The 23,330-nt window shown below is 62.3% G+C and carries 20 protein-coding genes and 2 pseudogenes; 9 read left to right on the top strand and 13 right to left on the bottom strand.

Annotated elements, in window-relative coordinates:
* The first annotated feature begins 100 nt into the window (after positions 1-100).
* The gene (locus M0534_RS12900; RefSeq protein ID WP_248568851.1) at positions 101-1,072 is read left to right on the top strand and encodes a hypothetical protein; all 972 of its coding nucleotides are present in this window, start codon (positions 101-103) and stop codon (positions 1,070-1,072) included.
* Between the two features lie 80 nt (positions 1,073-1,152).
* On the opposite strand, the gene M0534_RS12905 is transcribed toward M0534_RS12900, so the two are convergent.
* The 5 genes from M0534_RS12905 to M0534_RS12925 form a co-directional block, all read right to left on the bottom strand.
* Positions 1,153-1,356, bottom strand: a complete 204-nt coding sequence (locus M0534_RS12905) for a cold-shock protein (RefSeq protein WP_248568852.1) — start codon at positions 1,354-1,356, stop codon at positions 1,153-1,155.
* 243 nt (positions 1,357-1,599) lie between these two features.
* A complete protein-coding gene (locus M0534_RS12910) occupies positions 1,600-2,094 on the bottom strand; it encodes a gamma-glutamylcyclotransferase family protein (RefSeq protein WP_248568853.1) in 495 nt (164 codons plus the stop codon).
* Positions 2,095-2,102: 8 nt separating this feature from the next.
* Positions 2,103-2,729, bottom strand: a complete 627-nt coding sequence (locus M0534_RS12915; RefSeq protein ID WP_282571449.1) for a DNA-deoxyinosine glycosylase — start codon at positions 2,727-2,729, stop codon at positions 2,103-2,105.
* The gene (locus M0534_RS12920) at positions 2,683-3,960 is read right to left on the bottom strand and encodes an O-acetylhomoserine aminocarboxypropyltransferase/cysteine synthase family protein (protein WP_248568855.1); all 1,278 of its coding nucleotides are present in this window, start codon (positions 3,958-3,960) and stop codon (positions 2,683-2,685) included. Before M0534_RS12920 ends, M0534_RS12915 begins: the two co-directional genes overlap by 47 nt.
* Positions 3,961-4,118: 158 nt before the next feature.
* On the bottom strand, positions 4,119-4,769 hold the full coding sequence (locus M0534_RS12925) for an OmpW/AlkL family protein (protein WP_248568856.1): 651 nt from the start codon (positions 4,767-4,769) through the stop codon (positions 4,119-4,121).
* 214 nt (positions 4,770-4,983) lie between these two features.
* Here M0534_RS12925 and M0534_RS12930 point away from each other — a divergent pair, with 214 nt between their 5' ends.
* Positions 4,984-5,685 carry a tetratricopeptide repeat protein gene (locus tag M0534_RS12930; protein ID WP_248568876.1) on the top strand — a complete coding sequence of 234 codons (702 nt, stop codon included), beginning with the start codon at positions 4,984-4,986 and terminating at the stop codon, positions 5,683-5,685.
* 25 nt (positions 5,686-5,710) lie between these two features.
* On the opposite strand, the gene M0534_RS12935 is transcribed toward M0534_RS12930, so the two are convergent.
* Together M0534_RS12935 and M0534_RS12940 are read right to left on the bottom strand one after the other, a co-directional pair.
* On the bottom strand, positions 5,711-7,453 hold the full coding sequence (locus M0534_RS12935) for a serine hydrolase domain-containing protein (protein ID WP_248568857.1): 1,743 nt from the start codon (positions 7,451-7,453) through the stop codon (positions 5,711-5,713).
* A gap of 65 nt (positions 7,454-7,518) precedes the next feature.
* A pseudogene (locus M0534_RS12940) lies at positions 7,519-7,776 on the bottom strand (CDGSH iron-sulfur domain-containing protein); the annotation flags it as partial.
* Between the two features lie 168 nt (positions 7,777-7,944).
* On the opposite strand from M0534_RS12940, the gene rnk reads away from it, so the two are divergent.
* Positions 7,945-8,358 (top strand): nucleoside diphosphate kinase regulator, encoded by a 414-nt coding sequence (rnk, locus tag M0534_RS12945; protein WP_248568858.1) that lies wholly within the window; start codon positions 7,945-7,947, stop codon positions 8,356-8,358.
* A 78-nt stretch (positions 8,359-8,436) separates the two neighbouring features.
* On the opposite strand, the gene M0534_RS12950 is transcribed toward rnk, so the two are convergent.
* Positions 8,437-9,153, bottom strand: coding sequence for a MarC family protein (locus tag M0534_RS12950; RefSeq protein WP_248568859.1), 717 nt, complete (start codon positions 9,151-9,153; stop codon positions 8,437-8,439).
* On the opposite strand from M0534_RS12950, the gene M0534_RS12955 reads away from it, so the two are divergent.
* Positions 9,152-9,574: a hypothetical protein gene (locus M0534_RS12955; protein ID WP_248568860.1), complete on the top strand. Its 423-nt coding sequence runs from the start codon at positions 9,152-9,154 to the stop codon at positions 9,572-9,574. The genes M0534_RS12950 and M0534_RS12955 overlap by 2 nt on opposite strands.
* Before the next feature lie 33 nt (positions 9,575-9,607).
* Here the strand turns inward: M0534_RS12955 and M0534_RS12960 are convergent, their stop codons facing one another.
* Positions 9,608-10,402 (bottom strand): SDR family NAD(P)-dependent oxidoreductase, encoded by a 795-nt coding sequence (locus tag M0534_RS12960; protein WP_248568861.1) that lies wholly within the window; start codon positions 10,400-10,402, stop codon positions 9,608-9,610.
* Between the two features lie 239 nt (positions 10,403-10,641).
* Between M0534_RS12960 and pdxR the strand changes: the two genes are divergently transcribed.
* From pdxR to M0534_RS12980, 4 genes are all read left to right on the top strand, one after another.
* Positions 10,642-12,138 carry a MocR-like pyridoxine biosynthesis transcription factor PdxR gene (pdxR, locus tag M0534_RS12965; protein WP_248568862.1) on the top strand — a complete coding sequence of 499 codons (1,497 nt, stop codon included), beginning with the start codon at positions 10,642-10,644 and terminating at the stop codon, positions 12,136-12,138.
* Positions 12,139-12,279: 141 nt separating this feature from the next.
* Positions 12,280-14,418 carry a molybdopterin-containing oxidoreductase family protein gene (locus tag M0534_RS12970; RefSeq protein WP_248568863.1) on the top strand — a complete coding sequence of 713 codons (2,139 nt, stop codon included), beginning with the start codon at positions 12,280-12,282 and terminating at the stop codon, positions 14,416-14,418.
* 172 nt (positions 14,419-14,590) lie between these two features.
* Entirely contained in the window at positions 14,591-14,896 is a 306-nt protein-coding gene (locus M0534_RS12975) for a ferredoxin family protein (protein ID WP_248568864.1), read from the top strand.
* A gap of 13 nt (positions 14,897-14,909) precedes the next feature.
* On the top strand, positions 14,910-16,289 hold the full coding sequence (locus tag M0534_RS12980) for an FAD-dependent oxidoreductase (protein WP_248568865.1): 1,380 nt from the start codon (positions 14,910-14,912) through the stop codon (positions 16,287-16,289).
* A 125-nt stretch (positions 16,290-16,414) separates the two neighbouring features.
* On the opposite strand, the pseudogene M0534_RS12985 reads toward M0534_RS12980, so the two are convergent.
* From M0534_RS12985 to msrB, 4 genes and pseudogenes are all read right to left on the bottom strand, one after another.
* Positions 16,415-16,540, bottom strand: a pseudogene (locus M0534_RS12985) (MscL family protein); the annotation flags it as partial.
* Between the two features lie 162 nt (positions 16,541-16,702).
* Positions 16,703-18,610 (bottom strand): molecular chaperone HtpG, encoded by a 1,908-nt coding sequence (gene htpG, locus M0534_RS12990; RefSeq protein ID WP_248568866.1) that lies wholly within the window; start codon positions 18,608-18,610, stop codon positions 16,703-16,705.
* A gap of 460 nt (positions 18,611-19,070) precedes the next feature.
* Complete coding sequence (ilvB, locus tag M0534_RS12995; RefSeq protein WP_248568867.1) at positions 19,071-20,918, bottom strand: biosynthetic-type acetolactate synthase large subunit; 1,848 nt, start codon at positions 20,916-20,918, stop codon at positions 19,071-19,073.
* 316 nt (positions 20,919-21,234) lie between these two features.
* Positions 21,235-21,630 carry a peptide-methionine (R)-S-oxide reductase MsrB gene (msrB, locus tag M0534_RS13000; RefSeq protein ID WP_248568868.1) on the bottom strand — a complete coding sequence of 132 codons (396 nt, stop codon included), beginning with the start codon at positions 21,628-21,630 and terminating at the stop codon, positions 21,235-21,237.
* A 266-nt stretch (positions 21,631-21,896) separates the two neighbouring features.
* Between msrB and serB the strand changes: the two genes are divergently transcribed.
* Positions 21,897-23,150: a phosphoserine phosphatase SerB gene (gene serB / locus M0534_RS13005; RefSeq protein WP_248568869.1), complete on the top strand. Its 1,254-nt coding sequence runs from the start codon at positions 21,897-21,899 to the stop codon at positions 23,148-23,150.
* Positions 23,151-23,330 lie beyond the last annotated feature (180 nt).

The raw sequence follows: 23,330 nt of genomic DNA on the forward strand, positions 1-23,330 counted from the left end.
CACTTTGCCATAGCCGGACCATCTTAGATCCGGTACAACTTGATTAGGAATTACCATCTTTTATGCTATGACCGATGTCTCGCAACTATCCGGATATACCGTGCGCCACTGCCCAATCTCCCGTTTTTCCGCCACCATCGTTCTGGTCACTGTCGGCAGCCTCGGCTGGGGCAGTGCGTCGGCGAACACCAGCGGCTCCAGCGAGATGATCCGCGTCTATGAAGCCTATGCGGTATACAAGATGGGTCGATTCGACGAGGCGTTCGACATGTACAAAGCGCTGGCCGAGGAAGGCAGCCCACGCGGCATGCTCAATTTGGCGCACATGTACGCCCAGGGCGAAGGCGTCGAGCAGAACCCGGAGCAGGCCTATAACTGGTATCGGCAAAGCGCCGAGGCTGGAGATGCCACGGCGATGCTGGAAACTGGCGAGGCCTACCATGACGGCCGTGGTGTCGCCGCGGATTCCGGAAAAGCCGACCGCTGGTTTCTGCGCGCCGCGGAAAACGGCAACAGCGAGGCCCAGTGGCTACTGGGCAAACGACTGCATGCCGCCGGCAATGAAACCGAAGGTCTGGAGTGGATTCGTATAGCTGCGCAGGAGGGCGGCCAGATGGATGCGCGGCGCTTCCTGTCCGCATTGCAGGAAGCCGATTCCGGTGCCGAGGCCGTCACCGAAGCGCAGCACGATGCCCTGCTTGCGACGCTCGCGCAAATCGACGCCGCGGCACAGAATCGCGATCCGGCCGGCATCGTCGCGCCAATCCAGGCCGATGCGCGGATCCGGGTGCGTCTGCCGAATGGGGCCGGCTGGAACGAGATGGATCGCGATGCCTTGAAAAACCTGTGGCAAGCGACATTCGACCAGGTGCAGGGCTACGCGTACTCCCGCAGCGACCCGGAACTGTCCCGGGTCGGTGATGCCGTGGTGGCACAATCCCGAATCCACGAGAAACTGACTGGTGCCGACGGTAGCAGGCAGCTCGAAATTCGCGAGATTGCCCACTTCGAAATAAATGGTGATCACGCGGAAATTCACCGTCTGCAACTGGATATCCGCCGGCTCGACTGACCCGCCAGACGAAAAAAGGCCCCGTCCTGCGACGGGGCCTTTTCATACCGCTCCGGGCCCGCAGGCCCGAATCAGCTGATTCAGATACCGCTCACGGCAGCCGCAGCGACACCCTTCGGGGTCTGCTGGGTTTCAAACTGCACGCGCTGGCCTTCGGCCAGGCTCTTGAAGCCGCTGCCTTCGATGGCGCTGTGATGGACGAACACGTCCTTGCCACCATCTTCCGGGGAAATGAAGCCAAAACCTTTGGCATCGTCGAACCACTTCACGGTTCCAGTCATCATGGGCGTCTGCTCCTTTGATGTTTCAGATATATAGTCGAAAGCACGCCGTTTGCTACGGGGCCTTCCTTCGTGCAGGTCTTCTGAAGAACGATCTCGGGAGGGACTGCCTTGCGGGAGTGACTGCCGAACACGACAACAAAAAAGCACTGCAGGACGGACACTACCCTCCTTTTCCCGGGAATACCAGCATTAATCACGACGCACCGGCCGGCTCCCGTCCGCGGGATTCATCGCGGGGGTTGGCTACCGATAAAGCGCAAGCTCCCGCGCGGAACGCACCGGATCCGGATCCCGCCAGGTTTCGACCGCTTCGATCCGCGTCAGATAATGGGCCGGCAGGCCATGCTGCCTTGCACCCATCAGGACATGGGTCCGATACCAGTTGTACGGCCGCAAGGCGGGATCGATATCGGTGGCAACGTACATCTGCGCCCGAACGGATCGCCCGTCAGCGGTTACCAAAGGCACCCGGGCCTCTTCATAACCGCGGCCCAGACCCTCGAATTCGTCAAGCAACGGCTTTTCGGCGGCGGCCAGCTCGAACAACAGTCCATGAACCCGGTCATCCGGATCATCGGTCCGGAACGCGTCACACTTCGCGGAGCCATCAACGCGGCTGGCCTTGTGAAACAACAGCCGGTGCCCGGTCAGGGTTGCCACGGCGAGGGGCCGCGCCGACGGCGTACGGGCACGCAGCCGTTGCAGTGACATATTCGAACCGTAGGCGAAGCAGTACATCTCTGCCGCTATCCGTATCGTCCCGAATCCTGGCGCCACGCGTCCATCGTCAACCGCGGCAGGATCACCTTGGCCCAGGCTGCCTGCTTTCCCTGCACCGACAAGGCCGCATAGGCGGGGCTCGTCGATGGCAGCCGGTGCGTATTGAACCGCGGCCGAATCAGCAGCGGCTGAACGCTGCGGCGGAAACTGCGCTCTGCCTCCGCACCATTGAAACAGACCAGCTCGATGCCGGGATAACGCCGGAACAGTGCCGGGAAATCATTCGCTACACGGGACCCGCTCTGGATGGCGCTATCGGCGCTGCCGGGACGGACGCAGCAATGCAGCACGTCCCACAGGCCGATGCCGGCTGCCTTGAGTGCCGTCAGGCGGTTGCGATAGGGCAGTTCCGGCTCGAACCCCAGCAGGGCGCCCATGATCAGCCAGAAAGCATTCCGCGGATGCGCATAGTATTCGCCCGCCGACAACGAGCGCACCCCCGGCATACTGCCCAGAACAAGCACACGCGGGCGTTCGCCCATGACCGGCGGAAAACTCCAAACGGTGCGTTCCCGATCGCCCGTCACGGCTGTTTTGACACGCGCGCTAGCGCGCCGCCGCCAGGGCCTGTTCGACGTCCTCCAGGATGTCATCAATGTGCTCGATGCCGATGGCGAGCCGCACCAGGTCTCTTGGCACTCCGGCCTTTTCCAGTTCCTCGTCATTGAGCTGGCGATGGGTGGTGGTCGCCGGATGGCAGGCCAGCGATTTGGCATCGCCGATGTTGACCAGACGCGTTATCAATTGCAGTGCATCGATGAACCTCGCTCCGGCCTCGGCGCCGCCCTTGATACCGAAACTCAGGATCCCGGAGGCCATGCCGCGGTGCATGTACTTCTGCACCAGCGGGTAGTCCGGGTTCGACTCCAGGCCCGCGTACTTGACCCAGGTTACCTGCGGATGCCCTTCGAGATACCGCGCAACCGCCAGCGCATTCTCGCTGTGGCGATCCATGCGCAGCGGCAGGGTTTCGATCCCCTGCATCAGCTGGAACGCGGCAAGCGCCGACAGCGCGGCCCCGGTATTGCGCAGCGGCACCACCCGGGCACGGCCGATGAAAGCGGCCGGACCCAGGGCTTCGGTGTAGACGACGCCGTGATAGGACGGATCCGGCTCAACCATCATCGGGAAACGATCGCCGTGCTCGGCCCAGGGGAACTTGCCGGAGTCGACGATCACGCCGCCTACCGTGGTGCCGTGACCGCCCATGAACTTGGTCAGCGAATGCACGACGATATCGGCGCCGTTCTCGATCGGACGCCACAGGTAGGGAGTCGGCACCGTATTGTCCACCACCAGTGGGACACCGTGCCGGTGAGCAATCTCCGCCAGCTTTTCGATGTCGGCCAGCTCCCCCGAGGGATTCCCTACCGTCTCGCAGAACAGCATCCGCGTGTGTTCATCAATATGCTGTTCCAGCCCGGAAAAATCATCGTGACTGGCGAAGCGCACCTCGATCCCCTGCGCCGGCAGGCTGTGGGCGAACAGATTGTAGGTGCCGCCGTAGAGCTTGCTGGTACTGACGATGTTGTCACCGGCACGGGTGATGGTCTGGATGGCGTAGGTAACGGCCGCCATGCCGGATGCGAGCGCCAGGCCTCCGATCCCCCCTTCCATCTCGGCCACGCGTTGCTCGAGGACCGCATTGGTGGGGTTCATGATTCGCGAATAGATGTTGCCCTCGACCTTCAGGTCGAACAGATCCGCGCCGTGCTGCGTGCTGTCGAAGGCGTAGGACGTGGTCTGGTAGATCGGCACGGCCACCGCCTTGGTGGTCGGTTCCGGGCTGTAGCCGCTGTGAATGGCCTTGGTCTCGATCCGCATTGCCTTACTCCCGAATTGTTCTGCTTGCTGGGCGTCAATCGCATTATTCGCAGAACCGTAACCCGGGGATCAAGTATCCACCAACGTTCCCTCGCAGTGTCTCGAAAAGTAAGGCCGCCGCCCCTCGGCCGAGGGGCGGCGGCCTTCTGTCTTCCGGATCAGAAACGGTAGCCAACACCGAGTCCGGCCACCACCGGGTCGATCTTCACGTTGCCAACCCGTTCACCACCCAGTCGGGCCCGGGATTCGATGTTGATGTAGCGCACCTCGGCGTTGACGAACCACTCGCGGGTGAGGTGGTAATCCATACCCGCCTGGAAAGCCACTCCGGCGGAGTTTTTGAGGCTGAGGCTGGTGTCGCTGAGTGCACCGCGGGTCCGGGTGTTGTAGACGAAGGTGTAATTGAAACCGATGCCGGCATACGGCCGGAAATCGCCCAGGTCGTTCAGGTGATACTGCAGACTCAGAGTCGGCGGCAGGTGGTTGGTGGTTGCCACGGTGCCAAGCCCCTCGGCCCGGATGTTGTGGCGAAACGGCACCGCGACCAGCAGCTCGACACCCACCGAGTCCGTCACCATGTAAGTCACGGTGCCGCTGGGACGGGTGTTACTGCCAACGTCCAGTTCCACGGTGCCATCCAGGATTCGGCCGTTGCTGGAGCGCGGCTCGACATGGTGAAAACCGCCACGGACCAGGATATCCCCGGCCTCCAGCGATGCATTGTTGGCGAACGAGGAGCCGCTCCAACCGGTGGCGGCGAAACAAACGACCAGTGCTGAGGCAATCCTGCGAGTGTTGCGCTGTGTCATTGGTGTATTGTCCTTTCCTGATTAACCTGGCGCGTATCTTTTCCCAGCGCCGGGTCGCGCTTTTTGACGCAGATCAACACCGCGTTAATCGCAGGCCGAAAGACCGTCCGGCCAGGGATCCGATCACCACCCGACCAACCCGGGCGCACGGAGCGTGCCGCCGGCTGCTAGCTTGTGAGTAACCGCGGTTGATCGATGGAGGAGGACTGACGTGATGCACGCACTGGTTCGATGGCCCCTGCTGCTCGCCTGCCTGACCGTGACGCCACTGGTACTCGCCGACGACTACGCTGCGGGCGAGAAAGCCTACGAGGACGGTGACAGCACCGCTGCCCGGGAATACTGGAAAAATGCCGGGGCGGCCGGCAACCTGCGCGGTTACTACCGCTTGGGTCAGTTGTACGAGGATGGCCGGGGCGTTCCCCAGGATCATGCGGAGGCGCAGCGCTGGTATCGCAAGGCTGCGGAACAGGAACACGGCCCATCCCAGCTTCGACTCGCGTTTCTGTACGAATACCCGGTCGGACAAGCGCCCGACTACAAGGCGGCGGCAGACTGGTATGAGCGTGCCGCGGAACAGGGCCTGCCGGAGGCACAACACAATCTCGCCAGCGTTTACCAGAACGGCCGCGGCCGTGACGCCGATCCGGAGCGGGCCGTGGATTACTACCACCGGGCCGCCGAACAGGGCCATCTGCCGGCAAAGCTTGCGCTGGCACATGCCTACAGCGAGGGCCTCGGCGTCGAGGTCGACCTGGCCGAGGGCTACAAATGGGTACTGCTCGCCTCCGATGAAGGCTTTCGCATGGCACGCCTGCTGGAAAGCACGCTGGCTCGGGAGCTGACCGAGGAGCAGCTCCGGGACGGACGGCGGGCTGCCGAACGCTGGCGTCAGCGGCGTGCCACGGGACGCTAGGGAAACGCTGATTTATTCCCGCGTCTCAGCAGGCCGCCTCGGACACCCGATCCAGGCGCAGGTTTCTGTATCGGTGGCCATGCAGTAGCAGACCGCCAACCGAGCCGGATTGATCGCGAACAACCTGCATGGAGGCAAGGACCCGATGGCTGGTCTGGAAATGATCATTCACGGTCGGCCGGAACCGCTCCGGCCGCGGCAACCAGCGGCAGTCCAGCAACAGCCCGCCGTCGCTCACGGTCAGGCGATAACTGCAGTCCAGCTCTGCGCTGTGGTACAGCCCCGCCAGTTCCGCCAACCGGTCGTCTGACGGACGGGTCCGCGCGGCCCTTTGATAGGTGCTGACGCGAGGCGCGACCGCATCGGGACGAACTTCCTCGATGGCGGTCACCCGGCCGGATGCATTCCGGCACGGGCGGTAGTAGCCGCGTCGCCTGCCACCGGTATCAAAACTGCCATCGTTGCGCACCGTCACTGGTTCGTCTTCACCCAGACGGTCGCTGAGCCACAAGCCATCTCCTTCACGCCGCAGCGTGAGCATGTGTCCGTCGGCGCCGAGATAGTGGCCGGTCAGGTTGGAAAGCTGCCGGGGCGACGGCCGCGACCGCAGCGGTTCGGAGGAACCGCCACCCGCCGCCTGGCCACAGCAGTACAGTGTCACGGCATCGGTCAGTTCATCCTGATCCACGGGCGTATTGGCCAGCAGAACAACACCCAGGGACAGTTTCGGGATCCAGGCGAATGCGGCGACGAACCCCGCATCACGGCCGCGATGATAGACGGCCTCATGGCCGGCAAACCGATGACGGTACAGGCCGTGGCCGTAGTTGACCCGGTGGCTGTCACGCAAATGGCCCGGTTGGCCGAGCCGGCGCATCAGCTTGACCCCGCCCACCACCGGCTCGTTGAAGTTGCCAGCCCAACGCAACATGTCCTCCGCCGTGGTGCACAGCCCGGTGGCGCCGACCGTTTCGTAGTTCAACGGCACATGCCGCCAACCGGTGCCATTATCCCGGCGATGGTAGGACGCGGCGCTGTTCCGCACGATACGTCCGGCATCATCGCAGAAGAAGGTCCTTGTCATGTTCAGCGGGCGGAATATCCGCTGTTCGGCAAACTCCGGGAACGACTGGCCACTGATTCGCGCCACCACCTCCGCAAGCAGGGTGTAGCCGGTATTGCAGTACTCGTGGGCAGTGCCCGGTGTGAAATTCAGCTCGCGCTGCGCCGCCACCAACTTGCGAATCCGGGCCTGGGTCAGGACATCACGACGGTCATGGCCGGCCAGCACCAGCATCGGCCACTGGTCGCGCAGACCGCTGGTGTGGTGGAGCAGATGACGCAGCGTGATTCGCGCGCCGAAATCCGGCACGTCTGGCAAGTAACGGTGGATATCGTCATCAAGCCCCAGAGCACCGTCTTCCTCGAGCAACCCAATGGAAAATGCAGTGAACTGCTTGGCCAGGCTGGCCGCGTGGAACACCGTGCGCCCGTCAATCGGCTCACCGGACTCCAGGTTCGCGGCGCCGTAGCCGGCCAAATGGAGTGTCTCCCCGTCACGCACTACAGCAAGCGCAATGCCCGGGGCATCCGATCTCCGATAGCGGGAAAACAGGCCATCAATGGCCGGATGCCGGACCTCGGGACCGGTCGGCGGTGACGGCGTCGCGGCCTGCGCCCGAACCGCCAAACCGGCCGCCGGGACCTGCCCCGCCGCTGCCAGGGCGGCGCCCGTTGCGGTAAGGCGCAACCACGCCCGCCGCGTCATGCCCATGCCGACTGCCCCCGCCGAGATTGTTGTTCTCAAGGCAAGTGTAGGAAAAGCGGAGGCTACTGCCCGACCTGATCATCACTGAACGTCTTGTGCGTGCCGTCGCAGAACGGCGGATTGGCGGTGTGCTTGCACTGGCACAGGAAGGCGTCGCCGTCCTTCTCCGCGGTAAACATTTTCGGCGTCAGGCCTGTTCCCTGATGCGATCCATCACAGAAAGGCTGAGATTCCGAGCGGCCACAGACACAGAACGCATATTGTTTGCCGTTCTTCAGGCTCACCCTGGCGGGCTTGTTGTCGGCGATGATGGGTTGGCTCATACGATTCTCCTTATCGGGCGCATCTACTGGACGAACCTGGCCGGTCGGTTTCAACTGGCGAGGTTCAATCACCTCATTCAAACCTACAACACCTGGCGAAAAAACCCCGTTCACGGATAATGGCGCCATTCACACTCACGCACCGTCAGACCCACAGGCTGTTTTCCCATGACCGAACAACCACCCATTGTCATCTCCGAACAGGATCTGGAACGACTGGAGCGCCTAGTGGAGTCGCTATCCAGCAAGCCGGTGCCTGGCCTTGAAGAGCTTGAAAACGAAATCAGCCGGGCCGATGTGGTTCCCTCGTCGGAAATCCCGCCGAATGTTGTAACCATGAATTCCACGGTACGCTTCCGCGAGGTGGACTCGAACCGCGAGTTTCAGCTGACCCTGGTCTACCCCAGGGATCAGGGCGTCGATGGCAGCACCATTTCCGTTCTCGCGCCGGTTGGCAGTGCCCTGCTCGGCCTGTCGGAAGGAGCAACCATCGAGTGGCCAAAACCCGGCGGTGGATTCCTGCATGTGACCATTGAGGAGGTCATCTACCAGCCGGAGCGGGCCGGCAATCTGCATCGCTGATGCAGGCAGGATTCTCCGCGGCTCCTGAATGATCGCAACGGTCCCGGCGACCCGTGCCTTGCACGGGACAGCCGGGTCCTACCACTGCGCCATCACGTCCGATACGCCATTGATCACGAACTGCACGGCAATCACCGCCAGAATCAGGCCGAACAGCCTGGTCACGATATCCTTGCCGGTTTCTCCCATGACCCGGACCAGGTAGCGGGAATAGACCATGCTGAAATAGCAGGCACCGCTTGTGAGGACGATGGCGAGGAACACCAGAATCAGGTGCCAGGGCGTCGGCGCCTCGCTGGTCAGGATCATGACCGTGGCGATCGACCCCGGCCCGCTCATGAACGGAATCGCCAGCGGGATGACCGCAAGATCCTGCGCAAGTCGACCGGTCCGGTGCCCTGACATGTCCTCGGACGAGGCCACCTCCTCGCCCTCATCCTGGGCGCGCCGGATCATGCCCATCGCGATGCCGAACAGAATGATCCCGCCGGCGATCCGGAATGCCTCCAGCGTGATGCCGAACAGGGTGAAGATCACACCACCGAGCAATGCGAACGCGAAGAAAATGCCGGCAGCAATCAGCGTTGCACGGCGGGCAAGCTGCTCGCGGGCCGCGTCGGTGGCCCGCGACGTCAGGGACAGGAAGGCAAACGCAGTGGTCAGCGGATTTACGATAACGAACAGCGCCGACAGCGTGATCAGCCAGTACTCGAAAAGCCCCGAAAACACGCAATAATCCTCCTGATTCAGCCGGCCGTCGGGCTGGCCTATACACCACCGCTGGAGACCCACCATGACCCAGCCGATTCCATCTCTCTTCGGACCAGTCACCTTGCAATCCGGCGACGTCAGTCAACCCTGGTCCTGGTGGTACCAGTGCGCACCGGTCACCATCAATCAGATGAAGACACCGAGCCCGCAGACCGAAACCAGGGTCGTTCGCGATGCCGCCAGCTACGGACGCCAGCTCGGGCGCATGCAGGATGTGCTGACCGTCCTGATCTCAGGTCTGGACCGCAGGACACTGGATGAGGCTGACAGGGCGGCACTCGGCGAATACCAAACCATGATTGACGAGGTCGCCGCTGCCAGGACCGGACTGCACGCGGCGAATGCGGCCAAACTGATCGCCACACTTGAGCACTGGAAACGAACACAGCCCGCACTCTTCCACGACCTGCGAGACGATTTGCAAGCCGTGTTGGCAGAGAACTGAGGCTCGTCGGGACAAGCGCTCCGGCGCGGCCGGTCAGGCGATGGAGTTCACCACGCCACCCTCCACACGCAGGGCCGCACCCGTTGTCGCGGATGCCTGCGGGGATGCCGCATAGACCACCATATTGGCAACCTCCTCCACGGTCGCCGCACGCTGGATAATGGAACTGGACCGATGCTCCATCACGAACTGCTTCGCCGTTTCCTCCATCGACAGACCCGACTCCCGTTGCGCGTCCTCAAGCATCCCCTGCACACCCTCGGACAATGTCGGCCCGGGCAGCACCGCGTTGACCGTCACGCCGGTCCCGGCAAGCCGCTTGGCCAGGCCGCGAGACACCGCCAGGTTGGCGGTCTTGGTCATGCCGTAATGGATCATGTCCTCGGGAATGTTCAGTCCCGATTCCGACGACAGGAACACGATCCGTCCCCACTGACGCTTCACCATGCCCGGCGCGTAGGCACGGGACATGCGAACGCCGGACAGTACGTTCACATCATAGAAGCGGATCCATTCCTCGTCGGGGGTTTCGAAGAAATCCTGCGGCCCGAATATCCCGAGATTGTTGATCAGGATATCGGCATCGGGTTCGCTTGCGACGAGGCTCTCGCAACCCGCCGCCGTGCTCAGGTCCGCCGCATGCCCGCGAACCTCGGCGCCCGGCACGGCATCCTGCAACCGCTGCACCGCCTGATCCACCGCCTGCTGGCGGCGCCCGTTGATCACGACGGAAGCACCGGCCCCAGCAAGCCCGCGGGCGATCGCAAAACCGATACCAGCCGTCGAACCGGTGATGACGGCTGTCTTTCCGGTCAGGTCAATCCTCATGGCGTCCTCCATGGGTGTAAACGGCGTCAATTACTCAGCACACCGAGGCTCCCATGATTTGCCGTGGAGTCTCAACGCTGGAGCCGATGCTTGCTGTCAGCAGCGTGCCTGGCACGTTGCGCGCGGAAGCATTTCGTTTCGGCGCTTGATCCGAAAGCCACGTCCAGTCGATTGCAACCGATCAGGCATAATGCGAGCTGCCACAACCAACATGATTCGACCCGCCGAGGCAGGCAGCCGTGCAATTACCCATTCTGATCGATTCCGGCAGTGGGGAGACACTGCAAAATCAGATCATCAGGCAGATGCAGGCCCTTATTCGCAACAAGCAACTGCGTCCGGGCAGCCCGGTACCGAGCTCGCGCGAGCTGAGCAAACAGCTGCATGTCTCCCGAAATACGGTTGCCGAAGCCTACGCAGACCTGGTCGATGAGGGCTATCTGTGCAGCCGCCGGGCGATCGGCACCTTCATCAGCGACACGTTCCCGGAAGACGCCATCGCTGCACGCCCGGGCCACTCGTCATCGCGAAGCCCGAGTCACCGGCGCGCTGTCAACCTCCCCCTCCCCTACACCGGCAGGGGGAAGCCGGGGCTGCACAGGCCCATTGACCGCGCCCTGAACCACGACTTTTCGCTCGGCAAGGTCGATTCCGGGTCATTCCCGGCCGGGACCTGGCGTCGACTGACCCTGGAATGCCTGGGCGGCGCCGCGGAGCGGATCAGCGAGTACAATGACCCGGCCGGTCTTCCCGAGCTCCGCCAGTTGATCGCCAACTACCTGGGTCCGGCCCGCGGCATGGTGGTGTCCCCGGAACAGATCCTGATCGTCGGCGGCTGCCAGCAGGGCATGAACCTGGCCGCCCACCTGTTCCTGGGCACGAACACGCCCGTAGTGGTGGAGGCGCCCTGCTACCGCGGCGCCGCCTTCCTGTTCGAGAGTTACGGTGCCCGCATAATCCCGGTACCGGTGGACGACCATGGCCTGCGGATCTCGGCGCTACCGGATCAGGGTGCCAAACTCGCCTGCATCACGCCCTCGCACCAGTTCCCCACCGGCGTCACCCTGTCCATGGACAGGCGTCTGGCCCTGCTGGACTGGGCGAGCAGACATAACACCTATGTGCTGGAGGTCGATTACGATGCCGACTTCCGATACGAGGATTCCCCCTTGCCATCGCTGTATGCGCTGGATCGTGCAGCCTGCACGCTTTACATGAGTTCGTTTTCCCACGCCATTGGGCCAGGCCTGCGCCTGGGCTATATGGTCGTACCACGCAACCTGATCCAGGCTGCCACTACGATCAAGGCGCTGACGGACAATGGCCAACCGTGGCTGGAGCAGGCGATCCTTGCCCAGTTCATCCGCGAAGGCGGTCTGCTGCATCATCTGAAACGCATTCGCCAGACCTATCGATTGCGCCGCGACGCACTGATTGATGCCCTGCACCATTATTTCCCCGGCAGCCGGGTTACCGGCGCCGAAAGCGGCAGTCACGTCGTCTGGCACCTTCCGCCGGGGCTGCCTCCCGCGGAGGATTTGAAAGCCATCGCCCATTCCTGTGGGATCGGTGTCTACCCACTTGACGACAGCCCGTCGTGGTTCCACCAGGACATGGCGGATCGCGACCGGATTCTGCTGCTGGGGTACACGGTACTGACCGAGCAACAAATCAACGCGGCGATGGGCGTGCTGCAGGCCGCGCTGGCAGATCAGGACCGAATTGACCCGGCCTGACCGCAAGTTGACTCCCGACTGGCACCACGACTATTTCCCCAGCTGGCCCTAACGCCAACTCGGCACGCTTTCTAGGCTCAGGAGTGTTCATTCTCCGCAAATCCGTGCCGTATCCGTCGTTATTGCTCCGGGAGAGATACCATGTCCGTTCATGTCAGCGAAACCAAGGTTGTCCGTGGCGCCTGCCCGCATGACTGCCCCGACACCTGTGCCTTTCTGTATCACGTGGAGGACGGAAAACTGGTGGAAGTGACCGGCGATCCGGACCACCCCATGACCAGGGGCGGGCTCTGCGTCAAATTGAAGAACTTCGCCGAACATCACTACAACCCGGATCGCCTGCTCTATCCGATGAAACGGGTGGGCGCGAAGGGGAGCGGACAGTTCCAGCGCATTTCCTGGGACGAAGCGCTTGCCGAGATCAAGAGCCACTGGACCGACATCATCGAAGAACACGGCGCGCAGGCAATCATGCCCCACGTCTATCTGGGCCATCAGGGCACGCTTAATGGCCTCACCTCCGGCGACGCCTTCTTCAACCGCCTCGGCGCCTCGGTACCAGAGAAGACCTATTGCGAATCCGGTTCCTCCACCGCCTGGATCATGACCGTCGGCCCCACCGGTGGCCTGGATCTGGAGAGCCTCGCCTATTCGAAGTACATCATCGTCTGGGCCATGAACATGACCAGCACGAACCTCCACGCCTGGCCGTTCGTGCTGGAGGCGAAGAAGAAGGGTGCCAAGGTGGTCGTTATCGATCCGGTCCGGACCCGCACCGCGAAGCAGGCGGACTGGCATATCCCGATCAAGCCCGGGACCGACGCGGCGCTGGCATTGGGCATGATGAACGTGATCATTGCCGAAGACCTTTACGACAAGGATTACGTGGAACGCCACACCCTCGGTTTCGAGGAGTTGAAGGAGCGGGCGGCCGACTATCCGCCGGAAAAGGTGTCCGCGATCACGGGGGTTCCGGTCGAGGACATACTTGCGCTGTCCCGCGAATACGCTTCCACGCAGCCCTCGGCGATCCGTCAGGGGGTTGCGCTGGAGCGCAGCCGGGGCGGCGGTCAGGCAATCCGCGCCATCACCTGCCTGCCGGCATTGGTCGGCGCCTGGCGTCACGTGGGCGGTGGCACTGTCGAAATGCCAATCTGGGAGTTCCCGACCAAGTTCGATGCCATCTGCCGGCCAGACTGGATCAAGCCGGGCACCCGTGTGGTGAATGAACTGGATCTGGGACCTGCGCTCACCGGAGAACTAGATCTCGATCCGCCGATCAAGTCGCTGTTCGTCTACAACTCGAATCCGGTCTCCCAGGCGCCGGATCAGGCCAAGATTATCGCCGGCCTGAAGCGGGAGGACCTTTTCACGGTGGCCAGCGAGCTGTTCATCAGTGACACGGCCCGCTATGCAGACATCCTGTTGCCCGCAGCCATGCAGGCCGAGCAATACGACCTGATGGTGACCTGGGGCCACCTGTACATGACGCTGAACCAGCCCGCCATCGAGCCGCCCGGTGAATGCCTGCCCAACGTGGAGATGTTTCGCCGGCTGGCCAAGACCATGGGTTTCGACGACGCCTACTGGGACATGAGCGACGACGAAATGCTGGAGGCGTTCTACGACTGGGATTCGCCACAACTCCAGGGCATCACGCTCGAGAAGCTCAAGGAAAAGGGCTACATGCGGCTCAACGTCGGCGATCCCGACAAGCGTGCACCGCATGCCGAGGGCAATTTCAAGACGCCATCCGGAAAATGCGAGTTCAAGGCGAGCGCAGCCGAGGACGGCAATTTCGTGGTACCTGTCTGGCGCTCAATGTACGAGGGGGAACAATCCGGCGAGCCGGTCGATCCCCTGCCAGATTACCTGCCGCCCTACGAATCGCCGGAGTCAAATCCGGAACTGGCAGCACGTTATCCTCTGAATATCGTGTCGCCCAAACCCCATGCCTTCCTTAATACCCAGTACGGCAATGAAACCGTGCAGCAACGCCGTCAGGGTGAACAGGTGGTTCTGCTTCATCCGGACGACGCAACGGGTCGCGGCATCGAGGCCGGCAGTTACGTTCGGGTGTTTAATGACCGCGGCTACTTTGAGGGACGCGCCGAGCTTACCGATGACATGATGCCCGGACTCGTCATGGCGAACGTCGGTTACTGGCCAAGCCTCACCCGCACCGGGACTTCGGTAAATGCCATCAGTTCCGGTCAGCACTGCTGTCTCGGGCAGGCCGGGACCTATTGCGACAACCTGGTCGAGGTCGCTAGGGTCTGAGCCCGGCGAGGGCAAGCCCCCGGGAAACACGGCTTTATTCCCACGGCTGCGTTGGAGTCCACACTTTTAGAGCGTTCCCTTCCGGACGTCCGGAAGGGAACCATAATCAGCGTTGGAACCTGCATACAGGTCAGCTTCGGAGCAATTACACCTGAGCCACTGAGGTACTACCATGCCCCATGTTGTCACCGACAATTGCCGCCTGTGCCGTTTTACGGATTGTGTCGAGGTCTGTCCGGTGGAGTGCTTCCATGCGGATGAGGAACACACCTATATCGACCCGGATGTCTGCATCGATTGCGGTGCCTGCATTCCTGTCTGCCCGGTGCGCGCGATCTACGACACAGAGGACATGCCGGACGAATTCATCCCCTGGATTGCAATCAATGCCGAGCGCGCGGCCGAGTTGCCGGTCATCAGCGCCAAACAACCCGAGCTGCCAACCGCCGCCGAACGCCAGAGAGAACTTGGGTTCTGACGCCTGGTGAGCCATGGCAACCACAGACCATTCGGATAATACCCTCAAGATAGCCGTCGTCGGCAGCGGACCCAGCGGCTTCTACGCGGCGGAGGCGCTGTTGCGCGCCGATCTCCCTGTGCAGGTGGATATGCTGGAGCGCCTGCCAACACCGTTCGGCCTGGTGCGCAGCGGTGTCGCGCCGGATCACCCCAAACTGAAAGAGGTCATCAAAGTTTACGACCGCATCGCCCGCAACCCGGAATTCCGCTTTCTGGGGAACGTCGCGCTCGGCGAGGACCTCACCGTCGACGAGCTGCAAGCCAACTACCACGCGATTGTCCTGGCCTGTGGCGCGCAATCCGACCGGCGCATGGGAATCCCCGGGGAAGACCTGCCCGGCAGCCACACGGCAACCGAGTTCGTCGGCTGGTTCAATGGTCACCCGGACTACCGGGATCTTGCCTTCGATCTGGACGGGGAGGTCGCCGTGATTGTTGGCCAGGGGAATGTCGCTGCGGATGTCTGCCGCATCCTGGCCAAACCGGTGCGGGAACTCCGCAGCACCGACATCTCCGAACACGCGCTGGAGGCACTCGCACAAAGCCGGATTCGGGAGATTCATATCGTCGGACGAAGGGGCCCAGCGCAGGCGCGGTTCACGCCCCGGGAACTTCGCGAACTGGGAGAGATCCCCGACTGCGTGACGCTGGCGAATAGCGACGACCTGCGGCTCGGACCACACTGCGAGACCGAAATCGAAGACCCGCAGAACGGCAACGCGGGGAAGAACTGTGCCTTGTTCCGCGAATTCGCTGCAAATCAGACCGGCGACGCGCGAACGCAGGTCCGCTTCCACTTCTATCGCAGTCCTTCCGAAGTGCTCGGCAGCAACCGGGTTACCGGACTGCGCCTCGAACGCAACCGGCTTGATGGTCCCGCCTTCGCCCAGGTGGCCCGGCCCACCGGCGAGACAACGACGCTTGACTGCGATCTGCTGTTTCGCAGCATTGGTTATAAGGGCGTGCCCATTCCAGGCCTGCCTTTCGATGACGTCCGCGGCATCGTTCCCAATCAGGCAGGGCGCGTCGCGGTGAATGATCGCACGGTCCCCGGGGTCTACGTCACCGGCTGGCTGAAACGCGGACCCAGCGGCGTCATTGGTACCAACCGCGCTGACAGTGTGGAAACCGTGAAGCACCTGCTTTCCGATCTGGCAGACGCACCGGCTACATCAAAGCCCGGGCACCAGGGACTTGAAGAACTGTTAAGACAGCGTCGTGCCGAACAAGTCAGTTACCAGCAATGGCTGCAGATCGACGAGGCAGAAGTAATGCGGGGCCAGCCCCGCGGCAAACCACGCGAAAAATTCACTCGTGTACGCGATATGCTGGCCTGCGCCGGTCGCAAATGACCGCGAAGGCCAGCGCAACCTGCCCCCAAGCCGTTATAGCGTCATGCCCTGGCGTAATGAACGATCATTGCTCCCTTGAACGCTGCGCCAAGCTGCCCCGAAGCTCCCGCAGCAGCAGGATTTCCTCCAGCGGCGCCGCCGATAATGATCCCCACCGCCATGTCCACCACGTTGCCACGTACCGCGAACTCCGCGAATTCCTTGAGCGCGCACCCTGCCCTCCATCGCGGCCGTGAGTAGACGGCCCACAATGCCGAAGTCGGCCAGGCGAATGGCGGAAGTGCAGTCCTGATGCGGGCCGCCACCCAGATCCCCCGGTTTTCTCGGTATCCACCATCAGCATAACCCCTGAAACAAGAACGCCCCGGCGGCACATGGCCAACCGGGGCGCTTGATCCAAGGCGTCGGGAGCTTCAGCTGGCCAGCAGCTTGTTCACCCGCTTCACGAAGCTGGCCGGGTCGTCGAGCTGGCCGCCTTCCATCAGCAGGGCCTGATCGTAGAGGACCTGGGCCCATTCCTCGGTGCCGGCCTGGTCGTCGGCCGATTCCAGGCGCTTGATCAGGACGTGGTCCGGGTTGATTTCCAGCGCCGGCTTGCCGGCCGGGAATGGGTGGCCGGCAGCCTTCAGCATGCGCTGCATGCTGATGCCGAACTCGTGCTCACTGACCACCAGGCAGGCCGGTGAGTCGGTCAGACGCTTGCTGACACGGACATCGTCCACCTTGTCGCCCAGCGCAGCCTTGAGCCTTTCCACCACCGGCTTGAGTTCCGTTTCGGCCTTTTCCTGCTGTTCCTTCTGCTCCTCACTCTCCTCGCCACCGAGCTTTTCCAGGTCCAGTTCGCCCTTGGCGGCCGAAACCAGTCGCTTGCCGTCGAACTCGTTCAGGTGGCTGATGGCCCACTCATCCACCGGATCGGTGAGCAGGAGCACCTCGACGCCGTGCTTGCGGAAGACCTCCAGGTGCGGGCTGTTCTTCGCCGCACTGAAGCTCTCGGCGGTGACGTAATAGATCGCCTCCTGGCCCTCCTTCATCCGCGACACGTAATCCTCCAGCGTCACGGTTTCGTCAGCCGTATCGGTCTGCGTTGAGCTGAAGCGCAGCAGCTTGGCGATGCGTTCGCGGTTGGCGAAGTCCTCGGCCGGGCCTTCCTTCAGACAGCGGCCAAAGGTCTTCCAGAACTCCTGGTACTGCTCGGGTTCATTCGTCGCCAGCTTCTCCAGCGCGTCCAGCACGCGCTTGACCGAGGCACCGCGAATACGGTCGATCAGCTTGTTGTGCTGCAGAATCTCGCGGGAGACGTTCAACGGCAGATCATCGGAGTCGATCAGGCCACGGACGAAACGCAGGTAGCGGGGCATCAACTGATCGGCATCGTCCATGATGAACACGCGCTTCACATAGAGCTTGACGCCGTGGCCACTGTCGCGATCCCACAGATCAAACGGCGCGCGCTTCGGGATGTACAGCAGCGAAGTGTAGGACTGGTTGCCCTCGACCTTGTTGTGCATCCAGGTCAGCGGCTCGTCGAAGTCATGCGCAACGTGCTTGTAGAACTCCTTGTACTCCTCGTCAGAGATCTCGTTTTTGGCCCGCATCCACAGCGCATTGGCCTTGTTGACGGTTTCGTCTTCCGGCGGCTTCTCCGCTTCCTCATCATCACCCGCCTGCTCCGCAGGCATGCGGATCGGGATGTCAATATGGTCGGAATAGGTGCGGATGATGCCGCGCAGCCGGTAGCCATCGGCGAACTCGACGGCATCGTCTTTCAGCTGCAGCACGACCTCGGTGCCATGCTTTTCCTTGCTCACCGGCTCCAGCGTGTACTTGCCATCCCCGGATGATTCCCAGCGCACCGCCTCGTCCGGCGCACTGCCCGCCTTGCGGGTGGTAACCGTTACCCGCTCGGCGACGATGAAGGCGGAGTAGAAACCGACACCGAACTGGCCAATCAGACGGGCATCCCTGGCCTGATCGCCGGTCAGCTTCTCGAGAAAGGCGCGCGTGCCGGAACGGGCAATCGTACCCAGGTTCTCGATCACCTCGCCGTGATCCATGCCGATCCCGTTATCCGAGATAGTCAGCGTCTTCGCGTCCTTGTCGAACGTGACACGCACCGCCAGTTCGCTGTCCCCTTCCAGCAGGCTCTCGTCCTGAAGCGCCTGGAAGCGCAGTTTGTCGGCAGCATCGGAGGCATTGGAGATCAGTTCGCGGAGGAAGATCTCCCGGTTGCTGTAGAGGCTGTTGATCATCAGGTGCAGCAGCTGCTGCACCTCCGTTTGGAACTCGAAGGTTTCCTTCTTCTGGGTTGTCGCACTCATCGCGATTCCTCGTCATGAACAGGTACGAAACGCGGGATTTTCAGAGGGATGGGTATGGCGGGGAGGGATTTCAAGGAAAACGCGTTTTAGGTTTGAGGTTTTACGTTTTAGGAAACCAAAGAGCGCGCCATGCAGCGCGCCCTTTAAACCTAAAACCTGACACGTAAAACGTCGCGTCATGCGCGACGAGGGAAGCACTGATCTATCTCCGCACGTGCGTTGGAGTCCGCATTTTTTCCGAGGCAAGGCGCGCTGCACAGCGCCGCAGTCATTCTGCGGTCAAGCAGCGCAACACAGCAGTCGGGAAAAATGCGGCCCAACCCGAAGGGCCCGGCCGGTTTTGGCCCCTGGCTGTGTTGCGCCACCGGCCCGGTAGCTCAAGCTACCGAACCGGCACCGCGCCTTGCCAGATGACCAAAACCGGTCTCGGGCGCACGGGCGCAGATAGATCAGTGCTTCCCTAGAAAAGATCCGGCGTCTCGACCGCGTCCCGGTTTGTTGCGTTGACGTCGCGGGAGGCGATCCATTCACCGGTGACCATCTGCTTGTAGTTCATGCCCGGGCCGACCATCGGATAGACGCTGGCCTCGCCGTCGATCATCACTTCCAGGAAGGCCGGGCCGTCGAATTCGACGAAGGCCTTCAGGGCCTCCGCCACATCGGCCTTCTGCTCGACGCGGCGGGCAAACGGGAAGCCGTCGGACTCGGCCGCCTTGATGAAATCCTTGCGGTGAAGGGACTTGTCGCTGCCGGAGAAATTGTCATTGAAATAGAGCCGTTGCCACTGGCGGACCATGCCGTCACCCAGGTTGTTCAGCAGCAGGATCTTCACCGGTAGGTTGTAGTTGGTCACGGTTTCCATTTCGCCCAGGTTCATGCGGATGGAGCCATCGCCGTCAATGTCGATGACCATCTTGTCGGGGCAGGCGAACGCGGCGCCGACGGCTGCCGGCAGGCCATAGCCCATCGTGCCCATGCTGCCGGAGGTCAGCCAGAGGCGCGGCTCACGGAAGTCACAATACTGCGCCGCCCACATCTGGTGCTGACCAACCCCGGTGCTGATGATGGCCTGGCCGCCGGTGAGCTTGTTCAGTTCCTCGACCACGTAATGCGGCTGGATCAGCTCGCTGTCGCGGTCGTAGTTCATCGGATGATTCTTGCGCAGCTGGTTGACGTGCTTCACCCAGGCACTGAAATCCTTGTCGAAGCCGTTATCCCGACCATGGCTCAACAGTTGCTGCAGACTCTTGCAGGCCTCTCCGACATGCGCCCAGTCCACCAGCCGGACCTTGCCGATCTCGGCGGCATCGATATCGATATGCGCCACGTGCTGGGCCAGTGGCGCGAACTCCTCGATCTTGGCCGCCACGCGGTCATCGAAACGCGAGCCCACGGCGATCAGGAAGTCACAGTCTTCCACCGCGTAGTTGGCATAGGCCGTACCGTGCATACCCAGCATGTGCAGCGACAATTCATCGGTGGTGTCGATGGAGCCGAGCCCCATCAAGGTGCTGACAACCGGGATATTGAAGGTCTTGGCAAACTCGGTGAGCTCCACGGCGGCATTGCCGTTGATGACGCCGCCACCGACATACAGCAGCGGCCGGTTGCTCTGCTCCAGCAACTCGAAGAACTGCCGGCATTTGCGATCCGACAGACGCGCGCCTCGCAGGCTGTCCATGCGCTGGCGATAGCCACGGATCTCCAGCAGGCCCTCGCCGAGGAATTCGCCGACCCAGTTCTGCATGTCCTTGGGTACATCCACGACCACCGGACCCGGCCGCCCGGAGCGTGCCACTTCGAAGGCAGTGCGGATCGTGGCCTCGACCTTCTCCGGCTGGGTGACCAGGAAGATGTGCTTGGCGCAGGACCCCATGATGTTGACGATTGGCGCCTCCTGGAAGGCGTCGGTCCCCATCGCTCCGGTGGGTACCTGGCCGGTAATGACCACGATGGGCGTGGAGTCGGCCATGCAGTCTCGGACCGGGGTGACGGTATTGGTGGCACCGGGACCGGAGGTGACCATGCAGACACCGACCTTGCCGCTGGCACGGGCATAACCGGCCGCCATGAACGCCGCGCCCTGCTCGTTGGCGGGCACGATCAGCTTGACCGGATCGTCCTCGGAATCACCACGGTGTGAAGCGTTGTACCGGAAGATCGCGTCGTACGACGGCAGGATTGCGCCACCGCTATAGCCGAAGACCGTGTCCACACCTTCGTCGGCCAGCACCTGGATAATCATCTCGGCGCCACTCATGGTCTTGCCGGCCAGAGGGTGTTGCTGGGTCTTCTGCTGCTTGTTCATTGCTGGGAAACCTGTGGGGTTACGGGGGGCAAACATGCTGAAAAACAACCCCGTATAATACCGGCGCGAGTGCATACGGGACAAGCAAAATGGTGCAGTGCCTCATCACGGCCGCCGGCCACCGCGTGCATTCGCGCTTCGCTGGAGGGAACCCTGCCCTGTATGTGCGCCTGCGTTGGTGTCCGCATTTTTTCCGAGGTAAGGCGCGCTGCGCAGGCCGTAGGGCGGATCAAGCGCAGCGGATCCGCGCGGCGTGATCCGGCTTGGCCGGACCCCGAAATTGCCGGATATGCAGCGTCTCGATCGGGGGCGGAGCTTATTCTTCCGGCTTGAAATCCAGCGAGACGGAATTGATGCAGAAGCGCAGGCCGGTGGGTTCGGGGCCGTCGGGGAAAACATGCCCGAGGTGGGCCTGGCACTGGCTGCAGTGCACCTCGTCGCGGCGCATGCCCATCGAATGATCGGCCTGCACGCCGACCGCCCGCTCATTGACCGGCTGGTAGAAGCTCGGCCAACCAGAGCCGGAATCGTATTTGGTCTGTGAACTGAACAGCGGCTGCCCGCAACAAATGCAGGCAAAGGTTCCGTTTCCCTTGAAGCCGTAGTACTCGCCGGAAAAGGGCGGCTCGGTGCCGTGCTGCTGGGTCACGCGGTACTGCTCTCGCGTTAAATGTGCGGTGTGGTCACCGACATCACTGGCGTGTCTGGCCATGGTTGTTCTCCTCCAACCCGGTTCTGCGCCTAGGGGACCACTGAATTACTCCCGCGCCTTGCCAGATGACCAACACCGGTCTCGGGCGCAGAGGCAGGAATCAATCAGTGTTTCCCTAGGACAATAGGACCGCCGCTGCCGGACTGTGTTCAACCCCTGATTGGCGCGGCCACTCCGGACGCAGTATTGCGCACCTTGGGCAATTGCGAAACTCGAATGGCCGAATCGCTTACAATGCGGGCCGAAACCCGCTGAGATGGTGCAACATGAGTGAAATCATCCTGATCAATGTCTCCGGCCAGGATCAGCCGGGCCTGACCTCCTCGCTGATGGGGATTCTGGCGGAATACGAAGTGGACATTCTGGACATCGGCCAGGCCATGATTCACGACACACTGTCGCTGGGAATGCTGGTCAAGGTGCCGGAAGCGGCCAGCATGTCACCGGTCCTGAAGGACGTCCTGTTCCACATTCACGACAAGGGCATGCAGGTCCGCTTCACGCCGGTCAGCGAGGAGCAGTACGCGAACTGGGTGGAGGGCGCCGGCCGGCCGCGCTACATCTTTACCCTGCTTGGCCGCCGCATCACCGCCGACCACATCGGTCGTATGGCCAGCGTGATCACCGAGAACGACCTGAACATCGAGGACATCGTCCGTCTGTCCGGCCGGGAACCGCTGTACAAGAGCAGCGGGCAGCAAAGCCGCGCCTGCATCGAGCTTACCGTGCGCGGCCAGCCCGTGGACCTGGATGCCATGAAACAGCGTTTCCTGGAAATCTCGCAGCAGTTCGATGTCGACATCGCGTTCCAGGAAGACAGCATCTGGCGTCGTAACCGGCGGCTGGTGGTGTTCGACATGGATTCGACGTTAATCCAGCAGGAGGTTATCGACGAACTGGCCGATCGGGCCGGCGTGGGTGACGAGGTCCGCGGCATCACCGAACGGGCAATGCAGGGGGAACTGGACTTCCGCGAGAGCCTGCGCCGTCGGGTGGCGCTGCTGGAGGGACTGGATGAATCGGTGCTGGAGGACGTGGCCGAGAACCTGTCCCTGACCGAAGGTGCGGAACGGTTGATACGCACGCTAAAGACCTTCGGTTACCGGACCGCCATCATTTCCGGTGGTTTCAGTTATTTCGGGCGCTACCTGCAGCGCAAACTGGGCGTCGAGTATGTGCATGCCAATGATCTGGAGGTCCGTGACCGCAAGGTGACCGGACGGGTAACCGGGCAGATCGTCGATGGCGAACGCAAGGCACAGTTGCTGCGTGAGATTGCAGCGGCCGAGAACCTGGCGATGGATCAGACCATTGCAGTCGGGGATGGCGCCAACGATCTGCCGATGTTGCGCCTCGCCGGGCTGGGCATCGCCTTTCGCGCCAAGCCGCTGGTCAAGCAGAACGCCCGCCAGAGTCTGTCGGCGCTGGGCCTCGACGGAATCCTCTACCTGATCGGCATCAAGGACGCCGAAGCCGCCGACGAAGTGGTCCGGCAGAACGACGCATCGGCACGCAACTGAGGCCGCGACTCACCGAGGCGTCTGGCCGTCCTCCTGCCGCCCGGCACAGTCGCAGACAAAAAAACCCCGCACGACCATTCGGTCGGCGGGGTTATCCGAATTGGTGCAAACGGGCATTCGAGGACGCAGTGAACGATTCCTCAAGGGAAACGCTGACTTTTTCCCAAGGGTGGGGCAATC

This window comes from Methylonatrum kenyense, from assembly GCF_023195885.1.
GTDB classification, from domain to species: Bacteria; Pseudomonadota; Gammaproteobacteria; order Nitrococcales; family Aquisalimonadaceae; genus Methylonatrum; species Methylonatrum kenyense.